Origin of the sequence: Duganella sp. CF458 (assembly GCF_900113115.1) — a bacterium.
GTDB lineage: Bacteria > Pseudomonadota > Gammaproteobacteria > Burkholderiales > Burkholderiaceae_D > Rugamonas.
On record NZ_FOOF01000007.1, the window covers coordinates 185,505 to 199,694 of the forward strand.

Sequence of the window (14,190 nt, forward strand, 5' to 3'; positions counted from 1 at the left end):
AAATTTTGGCAATATTAGCAGAACATTCCATCCATGCAACTTCATACGCAATCGAACGCGATATTCAATCCGCCGCCCGTGCCATCGCCAACAGCTCGGAGATGGCCCTGCCATCTTCGGGATACAGCGCGCCGCCAAAGCGCAACGCCAGGTCGACTTTCGCCCCCTCCGGCAGCAGGAGCGGCTCTCTTGTAGCAGCCTGCTTGAAGCGCAGCACCTGGCTTTCCACGATGGAGCGCCGCGCGGCCACGCTCAGGATCACCCCGAATTCATCGACGCCCAAGCGTGCCAGCACATCGCCCTCGCGGCATTCCCTGGCAAGCCGCCGCGCTATTTCCACCATCACTTCGCGCTGCTGTGGCCGCACGCGCGCCACCATCACGCCGACGTGGCCACTGCGCGCTATCGCATCGTCCACGCGAACCCGCAATTGTTCGTAGAACGATGATCGGTTGGGCAGCCCGGTTGCAGGGTCTTGCGTCACCTTGCGCTGCAAGACTTGCGCGCCTTCTTGCGAAGCATGGAACATCAGCGCGGCAGTCATGTCGGCAATCGCCTGCCCAACCGTCACTTCATCTTCATCGAAAGGACGCGGTTCGCGCCATGCCAGTTTCAGCACGCCGCCCGCCTGTTCGCCAAACAGCAACGGCAGGATCGCCATCGAACGCAAGCCCACGCGGCGGCAGGCTTCGCGGTTCACGCGTTCGTCGATGTCGGAATCGGTGCAGGTGGCGGCCTGGCGCGAAGTCAGCACGAGTCCCGACAAACTGCCTTTGATCTGCATGCGCAGGCCAAGCTGCGCTTCCGCCAGGCCATGTGCCGCGCGGTAGACCACTTCGCTGCCTTCCACCAGTTCGATCACGGCACCATCCGCGCCGGTCAACTGCACGGCCTTTGCCGCGGCCAGGTCCATCAGGGCGCCGAAGGCCGGTCCAAGCCGCGCCAGTTCAAGCTGGGCATCGACAATGGCGACCAGCTTCGATTGGGGAAGATCCAGCCGGTCGCTCATGAATTACTCCTGTACCGGTGTGATTTGCACGCTTGCTACGCGCCACTTCCCTTCCTTGCGCACGTAGACGTCGATATAGCGGTAATAGCTGCCGAATGCCTTGCCGTCGTAACTGCCGGTCATGCGTGTACGGCCGCTCACCAGCGCAACGTCCTCGCCGTAGAAGCGTATATCCATGTCTTCCACGCCATAGGGATTGATGACCAGCTTGGGCGACATGATCGCGTCGAGGAAGGCAGCCTTGCCGGCCACGTCGCCGCGCGCGCTGATCTGGCGGAACTCTTCCGCCATGTTTTCCGCAATGGCGGCGCGGTCCTTGCGGACAATGGCCTTGTCCCAGGCGTCGGCCTGGCGCGCAAGTTCCTCGGACGGCGACACGGCGAACGCACTCACCGCGCCCAGCGCCAGTGCGACTGCAATCATCGTTATACGGATCTTCATCAGATATGCTGGTCAATCAGGATAGGATTGCCGTCGGGGTCAACGGCGATGATATAGGCCGGGCCGCTAGTCGATTCGTCGGCGCGTGCGGCCAGCACCACGCCGTTTTCTTCAAGCCGGTATTGCAGCTGGCGCACATCGGTGTAGCCCGGCACGAGCTGGGCATTGCTGTCCCAGCCGGGATTGAAGGTCAGGGTGTTCTTCTCGATCATGCCCTGGAACAGGCCGATCACCTGTTCGCCGTTCTTCATGATGAGCCAATTCTGCTCGATGTTGCCGCCAAAGTCCTGGAAGCCGAACTTCGCGTAAAACTCGCGCGAAGCACGGATATCTTTGACGTTCAGGCTAAGGGAAAACACGCCGAGTTGCATACCGAACTCCTCCGATCGCTTGGACCATGCCAATCTAACATTGGCTCACATTGCCAGCAAGGCCTCGGGGACTTTGACGCCTGCTTGCTGGCACGCCTGCGCCACAGCGCGAATCTCCTGTTTCAGGCTGGCGGTGCTGCCCGACAGGCTACGCAGCATGAAGAAGGTTGGCGTATCGACCTTGCTGATCTTGCGCACGGTATTCATCGCTGCCTTGGCTTCCGGCAAGTCTTTCAGCAACTGCTCGTATTGCGCAACCGCCTGGGCCAGCGAGGCCAGGCCCTGTTCAAGCTGTGCGGCTGGCACCTGGCCACCGGCGGCAAGCGCCTTGCTGGCCGACGTCATGCCGCGCAACTGCGCCTCCAGGGTTTCCTCAACAGCACGGCGCGACATCGCTTCGGACAATTGGCCGGCGCGCTCGCCCATCGCCGCCGCTTCCTGCGACTGGCCCAGGGCGCTCAGCAATTGCTGGTTGCCCGCCAGCGTCATGCGGCTGGCATCGATAAAGCGCACCATCATTTCCCTGGTCGGATCATTGGCCCGATCCATGCCGTTGAACGCCGCTCCGCCATTCCCGCTCGACATCTGGGCTTGCGCGACCGGGGCGAATAGGGATAAAACCAGGGCACTGGCCAGCAAAATACGCATAACTGCTCCATTGATGGATGAATAAATAATATCAAAAAACCAAGACTGATTTTACTGTTCTTTCTTGTTAAAATGCAAAAATTCCCTAGAGTCAGCACTCCATGCCAGCATTCGCGCCATTCACCCTGAACTCCAAGCGCCTGCAACTGCGCTTCCTGTCCGCAGCCGATGTGCCTGCGCTGTATCGCATGTATTCCAACCCGGATGCCATGCGCTATTGGAGCAGCGCGCCCTGGGACAGCATGCAGCAGGCCGAAGCCTATGTCGCCGCCGCCCAGGAGGGCTATGAAAGCGGCGGCCTGCTGCGCATGGGCGTCGAAGTTGACGGCGCACTGGCCGGTGTTATCAACCTGTACAGCTTCAGCCAACAGAACCGCCGCTGCGACATCGGCTATATGCTGGACCGCGCGTTCTGGGGCAACGGCTATATGCAGGAAGCCATGACCGCCCTGATCGACCATGCTTTCCGCGTGCTGCACTTGCACCGCATCGAGGCCGACATCGATCCGCGCAATACCGCTTCGGCCAAGCTGCTGAAGAGCTTGCATTTCGCGCATGAGGGCCATATGCGCGAACGCTGGATCGTCAATGGCGAGATCTGCGACACGGACTTTTTCGGCCTGCTGCACTCGGATTGGCTGGCGGCACGCTAGCCGTCCATCGCGCCACATGGCAGGTCATCCGCCCCGCAGCGCAGTTCGTCGGATGCCCCTCCCCTGTTGCCGGCTGGAGCGGTACAGTTGCATCATCGAAACGCAAGGAGGAAATGATGAAAACGATTAACAAGAGCGCCAAGGAAACCGTGAAAGAAGTGTGGCAAGCCTTTGTCGGCATCGGCCGCCACTTCGTCCGCACGCTGGACCATATGTCCTGGCCTGCCATCGTCGGCATGTGCATTGTGATCGCCCTGTTCCTGACCATCCTGCCGCTGGTGATCACCCTGTTCATCGCCGTGCTGATCGCCAAACTGGCCATCAACGTCTTCGGAGACAAGAAACAGCATGGGTAACCGGACGCGCAGCGTGCTCTCCTTCGTTGGAGAGATCGGCGAGACAGCCAGCAGCCTATGGTGGGACTTCTTCGACTGGCTGGCCCAGGTGCCCTTGCGCCAGCTGGTCGTCACGTGGATGCTCGCCTTCCTGCTCGGCCTGACGCCCGTGCTGCATCCGAAACAAGTTGCATTCTTCATCATCGGCTCGGCCGGCCTGAAGATCCTCGCCGGCGGCAAGCGCAAGGCGGAAATCGAAGCGCGCAAGTCGGCTGCCCAAGCCGGCAATGAAAGCCTGGAGCGCCGCCTGGTGGAAGCCCAGATGTCGGCCCTGCAGGCGCAGGTCGAACCGCACTTCCTGTTCAACACCCTGGCCCTGATCGGCCAGTTGATCGAGACCGACCCGCCGGAAGCGGCCAAGATCCACACCCACCTGATCGAGTACCTGCGCGCCACCCTGCCCCAGATGCGCTCGCGCGGCAACGGCACGCTGGGGCGCCAGATGCAGATGGCGCATTCCTATCTGGCCATCATGCAGGCGCGCATGAAGTCCCGCCTGTCGGTATCGATCGACGTCCCGCCAGAACTGGAAAGCGCGACCTTCCCGCCGATGATGCTGCAGATCCTGATCGAGAATTCGATCAAGCACGGCCTGGAGCCGAAAGTGGAAGGCGGCCGCATCGACATCCGCGCCAGCGTCAACGGCAGCGTGCTGCAAGTCGACGTGCAGGATGATGGCGTCGGCTTCAACGCCTATGCCGGTGACGGCGTCGGCCTGAACAATGTACGCGAGCGCTTGAAGCTGATGTACGGCATCCGCGCCCAATTGCTGATTGAACAGCCGGTCGACGGCGGCTGCCGCGCCACGATCTGCATTCCGTTTGCACCAGATATCTTTGCAAAGCCCTGAGTCATGAGCAACCAGCCCAAAGCCACCGCCATCATCGCCGACGATGAAGAACCGATGCGCGACATGTTGCGCAAGCGCCTGCACGAAGCCTGGCCCGAACTGGACATCGTGGCCGAAGCGGCCAACGGCATCGAGGCGATCGCACTGGCCGGCCAACACCAGCCCGACATCGTGTTCCTTGATATCCGCATGCCCGGCCTGACCGGCATCGAAGCGGCGCGCATGCTGTTCAACCGTTGCCACATCGTCTTCATCACTGCCTACGACCAATACGCGATTGAGGCATTCGAACAGGGCGCGCTCGATTACCTGCTCAAACCCGTCAACCTGGAGCGCCTGAAAACCGCCTGCGAGCGCCTGCAGGCGCGCCTCGGCAAAACGCCCAACAATATCGAACGCCAGCTCAGCCAACTCTTGCAGCAGACCGGACGCAGCCCGGCCGGTACCGGCGCGCCGCAGCCCGAATACCTGCACTGGATCCAGGCCCAGGTCGGCAACAGCTTGCGCATGATCTCCACCAAGGAAGTGTTGTTCTTCCGCGCCGATGAAAAATATACGCGGGTGCAAACGGCACAAGGCGAGTTCCTGATCCGCAAGACCTTGAAGGAACTGGAAGATGAGCTGGACCCGAACGAATTCTGGCGCATCCATCGCTCCACCCTGGTGCGCGTCGATGCGATTGCCGAGGTGACGCGCGACCTGCGCGGCCGCCAGATGGTCCGCGTGCGCAACTCCCCGGAAGAACTCGAAGTCAGCCGCGGCAACACCCATTTATTCCAGCAAATGTAGGCTGCCCGCGCTCGCTTGCCCCCTGTACGGTGCTAGTCTATATTGACCTGACCATGCTGCGATTACCGGGAGAGAACGATGACGATTCCAAAGGCCACGCGCGCGACCATCCTGCCTTGCCTGCGTTACCGCGACGCGCCCGCCGCTATCGACTGGTTGTGTAAAACGTTGGGCTTCAAGGCCACGCTTGTGGTCCCCAACGAAGACGGCACCATTGCCCATGCCCAGCTTTCTTACGGTAACGGCATGGTCATGCTAAGCTCCATCTTTGACACCGACTATGGCCGTTTACTGAAGCAGCCAGCCCAGCTCGGGATGGTTGTCACCCAGACCGCCTACCTCATCGTCAACGACGCCGACGAAGTGCACGCGCGCTGCGTGCAAGCCGGGGCGCCAATCGAGATGCCCTTGCAGGACGAAGATTACGGCGGCCGTGGCTTTACCTGTCGCGATCCCGAAGGGCATGTGTGGAGCATAGGCACTTATGACCCTTGGGAGCACTGATGGGACGCACAGTTCACTTTGAGATCCAGGCCAGCGAGCCACAAGCCCTGATCGATTTCTACGGCAAGATGTTCGACTGGAGCTTTTCCAAATGGGAAGGCGGCGAATACTGGCTGGTCGGCACCGGCGAGGTCGGTGCGCCCGGCATCAATGGCGGCTTGCTGCCGCGCCGCGGGCCACGCCCGGACGAAGGAACATCGGTCAACGCCTTCGTCTGCACCATCGATGTGGAAGACCTCGACCAATCCATTGCCCTGCTGAAGGAATTGAAAGGCACCGTCGCAGTGCCGCGGATGCCCGTGCCCGGCGTCGGCTGGCTGGCCTACGCCAAGGACCCGGACGGCAATATTTTCGGCATGATGCAGAACGATGCCGGCGCATCTTTCGAGGGGGCCTGATTGAGCGATGAACAGGCAATCCGCGACCTGGTCGCGGAATGGACGCGCGCCACCCTCGCTGCGGAAGTCGACCGCATCCTGCCCTTGATGACGGAAGACGTGGAGTTCTACGTTCCCGGCCAGCCCATCATGCGCGGCCGTGCGGCCTTCGAGAAAGGCGTGCGCGCTGTGCTGGCCTCGCACCGCGTCGAATCGCATGCCGAGGTGCAGCAGGTGGAAGTCAGCGGCAACCTGGCTTATTGCACCACGCAGCTGCGCGTGGCGATCACGCCGCTGGCCGGCGGCGAAATCATGCGCAAGGAAGGCAATGTGCTGTCGGTGTATCGCAAGAATGCTGCCGGTACATGGCAGCTGGCGCGCGACGCGAACCTGCTTGCTTGACTGCTCAGTTGATAGCCGCGACTAGCGCGGCATCTGCCACCTGGGTCGGGCGGATCTTGATCAGGCTGCGGTATAGCGGAGGTAGGTGGCTGCACAATTCGTGCAGCGCCTGTTCCGGCATCGATGGCCGCACATACTGGAACTGGGCCGGGTTGTTGTGCGGCAGTGCGCCTTCCATCGTCGATCCATACGCGCCGAGCGCCATGAAGCTCAAGGCACTTTCATCCGGGCCGACTGCAAACACAAAAGTGCCGTCTTTCGGGTGTCCCAGGTAATGGCGCACCTCTGCCTGGGTCGCGGCATCGGCGCCTTCCATCAGCTTGTAGCGCAGTTGTGCGTAGGCGCGCGTGCACTCCATGAAGGCGCTGCGGATGGTGGAAGCCTGCAGGCGGCCATGGCAGCACAGCAGCAGGTTGCCGAAGGAGTCCAGCAGCGCCACTGCATCGCCCTTGCCGCCTTGCGCCTTGTCGCGCGCCATCGCTTGCTGCAAGTAGGGCGCCAGCCCCACGTCCGGCGTGCGCGGCTCGCAGCGGTAAGTCAAGGCATCGGGGAAGGCGCGCTTCAGGGCGCGCACGATGAAATGGTCTTCCGCCAACGTGGCCGGGTCTTTCAACTCCGCTTGCGGCGGGTCGATATTAAACAGGTCCATCACGTTGGCCGACGTGGCCTCGAACACCAGCGAGCATAAGGCTTGCGTAGGCTCGGCGATGGTCTTGCCGATGAAGAACGGCTTGGGCGAGGCCCCTGCCCCGCGCCGTGCATACGAGGAAGTGCCCAGCACGGCCGGATAGGAGAAAGTGCGCTCGGCCTGCGGGCGCAATGCCACCGGCAGCGATGGATAAAAGGCGGAACCGTTGTAGTTGATGCCGGCCTTGCTGTCCGGCGCCGCAACGACGACGTTGAAGCCCGCCGCCAGGATGGCGCCCGTGCACATGCAGCACGGGTCGAGCGAAGTCACGATCGTGATTTCCTCGGGCGGCGGCAGCTCGTTGCCTTTGGCGCGTTCGGCGAAGTACCAGTCAATCAACTGGCGTTCACTGTGCGCGGTCGGGTCGTAGATCAGGCCATGCTTGATGACGTTGTTATGCAGCGCTTTCAGCACGGTGCCGCTGGCGTCCAGCATCACGCCGCCGACGCCGAAGGTGCCTTGGGTCTTTGCCGCAATGGCTTCAGACGCCGCGATGGCGACAGCTGTTTGAACGTCGATGGCCTTCTTCACGCTTGTTTACTTCTTCAAATCCCAGCCGCCGAAGGCTTCAGGGAGCAGTTCGGCTGCGGTGGTTTCGCGGACGTCGCCTTTCAGGTTGGCCAGCACGACCGGCAGCTGGTTGCCGCCCAGTTCGAGCGTGACCTGGCGGCAAGCGCCGCATGGAGCGATCGGCTTGTCCGTTTCGCCGACCACAGCCAGCTTGTCGAAATCGCCCGGCTGGTAGCCTTGCGCGACTGCGCTGAAGAAGGCGGTGCGCTCGGCGCAGTTGCACAGGCCGTAGCTGGCGTTTTCCACGTTACAGCCGTGGAAAACTTTGCCGTCCTTCGCCAGCAGTGCAGCACCGACTTTGAAGTTGGAATATGGCGTGTAGGCTTTCAGGCGCGCTGCCTTGGCCTCTTCGATCAGTTTTTGGTTGTTCATATGACTCCAAACCGGTAAACCTGGGTCTGACCCAAGGGTCAGACCCGCGTGTGCTGAAACCGCTGACTCCGGAAATGGCGGGTCCGACCCTTGGGTCGTACCCTGGTTTACCGGTTTATGGACGAATGGTGCGATAAACGATCGGATTCGCCGCAGGCGCAGCATCGGCAATCGTGTAAGCCGCCTGCACTTCGCGCACCGCCTGCTCGGCTGCGGCTTGAGTACGAGCATGCACCGTGGCCATTGGCTGGCCGGCTTGCAGCGGCTGGCCCAGTTCCACCAGGTCGGTCAAGCCGACAGCGAAGTCGATCGCATCGGTCGGACGGCGACGGCCGCCGCCCAGCGAGACCACGGCCAGGCCGATATCACGGCACACGGTCGAAGCGGCGTAGCCTGCGCGCGGCGCCGGGACCTGCACCACGATCGGCGCCTTCTCCAGGTGCTTGTCCATATTCTCCACCAGGTCGGCCGGACCGCCCAGCGCAGCCACCATGCGCGAGAAGCGCTCGGCAGCCTCGCCGGAGTCGAGGGCGTGCTGCAGCTTGGCGCGTGCATCGGCTTCGTTGGCGGCCAGCTTGCCCAGCACCAGCATCTCGGCGCACAGCGACATGGTGACTTCATGCAGGCGGGCAGGACGGAACTTGCCGGTCAGGTAGTCGATCGCGCCGCGTACTTCCAGCGCATTGCCGGCCCATGGCGACAGCGATTCGTTCATATCGGTCAGCAGGGCCGAAGTCAGCGTGCCAGCACCATTGCCCACCTTGACGATGGATTCGGCCAGTTCCACCGATTTCTCGTAGGTTGGCATGAAGGCGCCGGAGCCGGCTTTCACATCCATTGCCAATACGTCCAGGCCGGCGGCCAGCTTCTTCGACAGGATCGAGCCGGTGATCATCGCCACCGATTCAACGGTCGCAGTGACGTCGCGGATCGAATAGAAACGCTTGTCCGACGGAGCCAGCGAGGCGGTCTGGCCGATGATGGCGACGCCGACGTTCTTCACGACTTCACGGAACTTGTCGTTGGTCGGAACGGTGGAGTAGCCAGGGATGGAATCGAACTTGTCCAGCGTACCGCCGGTGTGGCCCAGGCCGCGGCCGGAGATCATCGGCACGAAACCGCCGCAGGCAGCGATCATCGGGCCGAGCATCAGGGACACCACGTCGCCCACGCCGCCGGTGGAGTGCTTGTCCATGACCGGACCTGGCAGGTTCAGCGATTTCCAATCGAGCACTTCGCCGGAATCGCGCATGGCCAGGGTGAACGCTACGCGTTCGTCCATGGTCATGTCGTTGAAGAATACTGCCATCGCCAGCGCGGCGATCTGGCCTTCGCTGACGCTGTTGTCGGTAATGCCTTTGACAAAGAATTGGATTTCTTCTTTGCTCAGCACACCGCCGTCGCGTTTTTTACGGATGATTTCCTGGGGGAGGAACATTTTTTTGATCTCTTTCTTTTTTACTTCCAAACCTGATACGGGGTGCCGCAAACCTGGTGTCCGACCCTGCGGGTCAGACACCGCACTAGCGGTTTAAACGCCGTAAGGAATCCAGATGTTTTTCACTTGCGAGGCATGCGCCAGCACTACGCGCCCGCCTGCCTGCGCGGTGGAGAACCAGTCGCGGCCCTTGGCGCCGCCGGTCCAGGTGCGCTTCAGCGAACCGGCCGACAGCTTCTCGACTTCCGCGCAACCTGCGGCGGAACCGTCGTGGCGCCATACGGCGTCAACATCGGCGTGCGAAGCCAGGGTGCGCGCCAGTTCGTCCGCCGAACCGGTAACGATGTTCACTACGCCGCCCGGCAGGTCGGAGGTATCGAACACCTGGTACAAATCGGTCGCCGACAGCGGGTACGCTTCCGAAGGCACGGCTACCACGCGGTTGCCCACGGCGATAGCGGGAGCCACCAGCGAGATGAAGCCCAGCAGCGGGTTCTCGTTCGGGCAGACAACGCCGATCACGCCGATTGCTTCGTTCAGCGCAACGGTGATGCCGTGCATCGGCGGCTGGTGTGCCAGGCCGTCGTATTTGTCAGCCCACGCCGCCCAGTAGAACAGGCGTTCGATGGAAGCTTGCACTTCCTTCTCCGCGTTCTTGGTGCCGGTCTGCGCGGCGATACGCTCCGCGAATTCGGCGCCGCGGGCAGCCAGGTTCTCGGCGATGTAGTACAGCACTTGCGCGCGGTTGTGCGCGGTCGCCTTGGTCCAGCCGGTCGCCTTGTGCGCTGCTTCAACCGCGTTGCGGATGTCCTTGCGGTTGCCCTCGCCCACTTCGCCCAGGAACTTTCCGTCGGCGCCGTGGATGGCGCGCGAGTAGGCGCCGTCAGGGCGTGCCTGCTTGCCGCCGATGTACAGCTTGGCGGTACGGTCGACTGCGAACGGATCGGTCGACGCAACGTGCTCGGTATCCGGCTTGGCAGGCTTCTTGAACGATGGCGCGGCCGGGCGTGCATCTTCCGACACAGGCACCAGGTACTCGAACATGCCTTCGCGGCCGCCCTCACGGCCATAGCCCGATTCCTTGTAGCCGCCGAAGCCGCAGGCGGCGTCGAACTGGTTGGCGGTGTTGATCCACACCACGCCGGCCTTGATCTGCGGCGCCATGTCCAGCGCCAGCGAGATGTTCTCGGTCCAGACGCAGGAAGCCAGGCCGTAGACAGTGTTGTTAGCCAGTTGCACCGCTTCGGCTGGAGTACGGAAGCTCATCGCCACCAGCACCGGGCCGAAAATCTCAGCCTGCGCCACGGCGGCGGAAGTCGACGCGCCGGTAATCAGGGTTGGCGGGAACCACGAGCCGGTGGCCGGCAGTTCGCAGCCGGCCGGCTGGTACACCTCGCAGCCTTCGGCGCGGGCGGAGTCCACCAGGCCGGCGATACGTTGGCGCTGGATCGGATCGACCAGGGCGCCGATGTCCATCGACTTGTCCAGCGGGGAACCCAGGCGCAGGTTGTCCATGCGCGCTTTCAGCTTCTTCAGGAAACGCTCTTGCACGGATTCCTGCACCAGCAGGCGGGAACCGGCGCAGCAAACCTGGCCCTGGTTGAACCAGATCGAATCGACCAGGCCCTCGACCGCAGCGTCCAGATCCGCGTCTTCGAAGACGATGAACGGCGACTTGCCGCCCAGTTCCAGCGACAGCTTCTTGCCGGTGCCGGCGGTGGCTTCGCGGATGATGCGGCCAACTTCGGTGGAGCCGGTGAAGGCCAGCTTGTCGATGCCCTGGTGGCCGACGATGGCTTCGCCGGTGCGGCCGTCGCCGGTCACGATGTTCACGACACCGGCAGGCACGCCCGCTTGCAGGCAGATATCGGCGAACAGCATCGCGGTCAGCGGCGTGAATTCAGCCGGCTTGAAGACGATGGTGTTGCCAGCTGCCAGCGCAGGAGCGATCTTCCATGCCAGCATCAGCAGCGGAAAATTCCAAGGCACGATCTGGCCGACCACGCCCACGGCACGGTGGCCCGGGAATTCTTCGTCCAGCAGTTGCGCCCAGCCGGCGTGGTAATAGAAATGGCGCGCCACCAGCGGCAGGTCGGCATCTCGGGTTTCGCGGATGGTCTTGCCGTTGTCCAGGGTTTCCAGCACGGCGAACAGGCGCGCATGCTTTTGCATCAGGCGTGCGATGGCGTACATGATCTTGGCGCGGCCATGGCCGCCCAGCGCCTGCCAGCCCGGCAGCGCCTTGCGCGCCGCGGTGACAGCGCGTGCCACGTCGACAGCGGTTGCCTGGGTCAGTTCAGCCAGTTGCGAGCCATCGGCAGGGTTGAAGCAGGCGAAGGTTTCGCCCGGCTCGGTCCACTGGTTGTCGATAAACAGGCCGAACTTGCGGGAGCGCTGCTCCAGCCACGCTTGCGCTTCTTTCTGGCTTTCTGGTGCAGGGCCGTAGTCCATGGTGTTGAGGATCTCGTTAATAGTTGGCATGGCAATGTCTTCTTATGGTTGCGCGTGGCGATGGGCGGCGGAGTAGGCGCCGGTCACATGGTGCTCCAGCTGGCGCTCGATGTCGGTCAGCAGGCTCGATGCGCCGATACGGAACAGGTGCGGCTCCAGCCACTCGTTGCCCAGTTCTTCCTTCATCACGGTCATGTATTGCAGCGCGGTCTTGGCGCTGCCGACGCCGCCTGCCGGCTTGTAGCCCACCTTGAAGCCGGTGCGCTCGTAGTATTCGCGGATCGCACGCACCATCACCAGCGATACCGGGATGGTGGCGTTGACGCCTTCCTTGCCGGTCGAGGTCTTGATAAAGTCGGCGCCTGCCATCATGCAGACCCACGATGCCTTCGCCACGTTTTCCAGCGTCACCAGGTCGCCGGTAGCCAGGATGGCCTTCACGTGCGCTTCGCCGCAAGCCTTGCGGTAGGCCAGCATTTCATCGTACAGCGCTTGCCAGTTGCCGGTCAGGACGTGCTGGCGGGTGATCACGATGTCGATCTCTTGCGCGCCTGCCGCGACGGACAATTCAACTTCGCGCACCTTGGTTTCCATGCTGGTCAGGCCGGCAGGGAAGCCGGTCGACACCGCAGCGATAGGCAGGCGGCCTTTCAGCACCGCGTCGGCGTGCTGGATCATCTCGTGGTACACGCAGACGGCGCCGGTCATCAGCTTGCGTTCCTGCAGGCCGAGCGCTTCCACCAGGTCCTGGCGCAACGGGCGCATGGCTTTCATGCACAGGCGCTCAACGCGGCCCGGGGTGTCGTCGCCGGCCAGGGTGGTCAGGTCGATCAGTTCGATCGCCTTCACCAGCCAGGCAGCCTGGTACTCTTTCTTCACCGTGCGGCGGTTCGCCAGCGATGCGGCGCGGCGGTCCGCGGCGGACTTGTTCACATGGATGTGATTCAGCCAGCCCAGGTCGAGGCCAATCGCCTCGTTGCGCTTGAAGTCAGGGGTCATAGTCATAGCAGGTTGGTTCCGTTGGAAAGAGGTTTCACGCCCAGGTGATGCGCGATGGTCTGGCCGATGTCGGAGAAAGTTTCCGAGATGCCGAGCGACTGCGGCTTGACGCCAGGGCCGAAGAACAGCACAGGAATATGTTCGCGGGTGTGGTCGGAACCTGGTGCGGTCGGGTCGCAGCCGTGGTCGGCGGTGATCACGCACAAGTCGCCATCCTTCAGGTTGGCGATGAATTCCGGCAGGCGCGCGTCCATTTCATGCAGCGCGTTCGAGTAGCCGGCAACGTCGCGGCGGTGGCCGAAGTGCATGTCGAAGTCGACGAAGTTGACGAAGGTCAGCGACTTGTCGCCGGCTTCGCGCTGGGCTTCCAACAGCTTGTCGAACAGCGCCATATTGTCCGGGCCTTTCAGCACGCGGCTCACGCCTTGCGCGGCGTAGATATCGCTGATCTTGCCCAGTGCGATCACCTCGCCGCCCTCGTTCTTCACGTGGTCCAGCAGGGTTGGCGCGCTTGGCGGCACGGCGTAGTCGTGACGGTTGGCGGTGCGCTTGTAGTCGCCGTTGGCGCCGACGAATGGGCGGGCGATGATGCGGCCGATGTTGTACGGTTTGACCAGTTCGTAGGCTTTCTCGCACATATCGTACAGGCGTTCCAGGCCGAAGAGCTCTTCGTGGCATGCGATCTGCAGCACGGAGTCGGCGGAGGTGTACAGGATAGGCTTGCCGGTCGCGACGTGCTCGTCGCCCAGTTCATTGATGATGGTGGTGCCCGACGCGTGGCAGTTGCCCAGGAAGCCGGGCACGCCGGTCAGTTCCTGCAGCTTGTCGGTCAGTTCTTTTGGGAAGGACGGCACTTCTTTCGGGAAGTAGCCCCAGTCGAACAGCACCGGCACGCCGGCGATTTCCCAATGGCCGGACTGGGTGTCCTTGCCGGTGGATTGCTCGCGCGCTGCGCCGTAAGCGCCGGTGAAACCGTCGCGCTTTTCAAAGCCGGCAGCCCACTGGCCGGATGCGGTATGCGCGGCGGCGGCCAGGCCGAGGCCTTCCATGGTTGGCAGGGACATCGGCTTGCCTTCGTTGGCCGCCCATTTGGCGATGTGGCCGAAGGTGTTGTAGGCCTGGTCGCCATATTTGTGGGCGTCCGGCGTTGCGCCGAGGCCGAAGGAGTCTAACAACAGGATAAATGCGCGGGACATGGGGTGCCTCTCAATTCAAACCCGAAAATCTGGGTCT

General features: G+C 62.6%; 17 protein-coding genes. 7 read left to right on the forward strand and 10 right to left on the reverse strand.

Going from position 1 to position 14,190, the window contains the following annotated elements:
- Nucleotides 1–64: 64 nt before the first annotated feature.
- From BM269_RS12745 to BM269_RS12760, 4 genes are read right to left on the reverse strand one after another with little or no spacing between them, the layout of a single operon-like run.
- Complete coding sequence (locus BM269_RS12745; protein WP_090437385.1) at nt 65–1,009, reverse strand: sensor domain-containing diguanylate cyclase; 945 nt, start codon at nt 1,007–1,009, stop codon at nt 65–67.
- Nucleotides 1,010–1,012: 3 nt separating this feature from the next.
- Entirely contained in the window at nt 1,013–1,450 is a 438-nt protein-coding gene (locus BM269_RS12750) for a nuclear transport factor 2 family protein (protein ID WP_090437386.1), read from the reverse strand.
- The gene (locus BM269_RS12755) at nt 1,450–1,821 is read right to left on the reverse strand and encodes a VOC family protein (RefSeq protein WP_090437387.1); all 372 of its coding nucleotides are present in this window, start codon (nt 1,819–1,821) and stop codon (nt 1,450–1,452) included. Before BM269_RS12755 ends, BM269_RS12750 begins: the two co-directional genes overlap by 1 nt.
- 45 nt (nt 1,822–1,866) lie before the next feature.
- Nucleotides 1,867–2,469, reverse strand: a complete 603-nt coding sequence (locus tag BM269_RS12760; protein ID WP_090437388.1) for a hypothetical protein — start codon at nt 2,467–2,469, stop codon at nt 1,867–1,869.
- A 101-nt stretch (nt 2,470–2,570) separates the two neighbouring features.
- Between BM269_RS12760 and BM269_RS12765 the strand changes: the two genes are divergently transcribed.
- From BM269_RS12765 to BM269_RS12795, 7 genes are all read left to right on the forward strand, one after another.
- Entirely contained in the window at nt 2,571–3,122 is a 552-nt protein-coding gene (locus BM269_RS12765) for a GNAT family N-acetyltransferase (RefSeq protein WP_090437389.1), read from the forward strand.
- Nucleotides 3,123–3,235: 113 nt separating this feature from the next.
- Nucleotides 3,236–3,478: a hypothetical protein gene (locus BM269_RS12770; protein WP_139232726.1), complete on the forward strand. Its 243-nt coding sequence runs from the start codon at nt 3,236–3,238 to the stop codon at nt 3,476–3,478.
- Complete coding sequence (locus tag BM269_RS12775) at nt 3,471–4,367, forward strand: sensor histidine kinase (protein WP_090437391.1); 897 nt, start codon at nt 3,471–3,473, stop codon at nt 4,365–4,367. Before BM269_RS12770 ends, BM269_RS12775 begins: the two co-directional genes overlap by 8 nt.
- 3 nt (nt 4,368–4,370) lie before the next feature.
- Entirely contained in the window at nt 4,371–5,156 is a 786-nt protein-coding gene (locus tag BM269_RS12780) for a LytR/AlgR family response regulator transcription factor (protein ID WP_090437392.1), read from the forward strand.
- A gap of 78 nt (nt 5,157–5,234) precedes the next feature.
- Nucleotides 5,235–5,660, forward strand: a complete 426-nt coding sequence (locus BM269_RS12785) for a VOC family protein (protein WP_090437393.1) — start codon at nt 5,235–5,237, stop codon at nt 5,658–5,660.
- Nucleotides 5,660–6,058 (forward strand): VOC family protein, encoded by a 399-nt coding sequence (locus BM269_RS12790; RefSeq protein WP_090437394.1) that lies wholly within the window; start codon nt 5,660–5,662, stop codon nt 6,056–6,058. Before BM269_RS12785 ends, BM269_RS12790 begins: the two co-directional genes overlap by 1 nt.
- Nucleotides 6,059–6,439, forward strand: a complete 381-nt coding sequence (locus BM269_RS12795; protein ID WP_090437395.1) for a YybH family protein — start codon at nt 6,059–6,061, stop codon at nt 6,437–6,439.
- A 4-nt stretch (nt 6,440–6,443) separates the two neighbouring features.
- Here the strand turns inward: BM269_RS12795 and BM269_RS12800 are convergent, their stop codons facing one another.
- From BM269_RS12800 to BM269_RS12825, 6 genes are all read right to left on the reverse strand, one after another.
- Complete coding sequence (locus tag BM269_RS12800; protein ID WP_090437396.1) at nt 6,444–7,658, reverse strand: nucleoside deaminase; 1,215 nt, start codon at nt 7,656–7,658, stop codon at nt 6,444–6,446.
- A gap of 6 nt (nt 7,659–7,664) precedes the next feature.
- Complete coding sequence (locus tag BM269_RS12805; protein WP_090437397.1) at nt 7,665–8,069, reverse strand: cytidine deaminase; 405 nt, start codon at nt 8,067–8,069, stop codon at nt 7,665–7,667.
- 115 nt (nt 8,070–8,184) lie between these two features.
- A complete protein-coding gene (gene deoA, locus BM269_RS12810; protein ID WP_090437515.1) occupies nt 8,185–9,507 on the reverse strand; it encodes a thymidine phosphorylase in 1,323 nt (440 codons plus the stop codon).
- A gap of 93 nt (nt 9,508–9,600) precedes the next feature.
- A complete protein-coding gene (locus BM269_RS12815; RefSeq protein ID WP_373994389.1) occupies nt 9,601–11,988 on the reverse strand; it encodes an aldehyde dehydrogenase family protein in 2,388 nt (795 codons plus the stop codon).
- Between the two features lie 12 nt (nt 11,989–12,000).
- Entirely contained in the window at nt 12,001–12,963 is a 963-nt protein-coding gene (gene deoC / locus BM269_RS12820; RefSeq protein WP_090437399.1) for a deoxyribose-phosphate aldolase, read from the reverse strand.
- Nucleotides 12,960–14,153 carry a phosphopentomutase gene (locus BM269_RS12825; RefSeq protein ID WP_090437400.1) on the reverse strand — a complete coding sequence of 398 codons (1,194 nt, stop codon included), beginning with the start codon at nt 14,151–14,153 and terminating at the stop codon, nt 12,960–12,962. Before BM269_RS12825 ends, deoC begins: the two co-directional genes overlap by 4 nt.
- Nucleotides 14,154–14,190 lie beyond the last annotated feature (37 nt).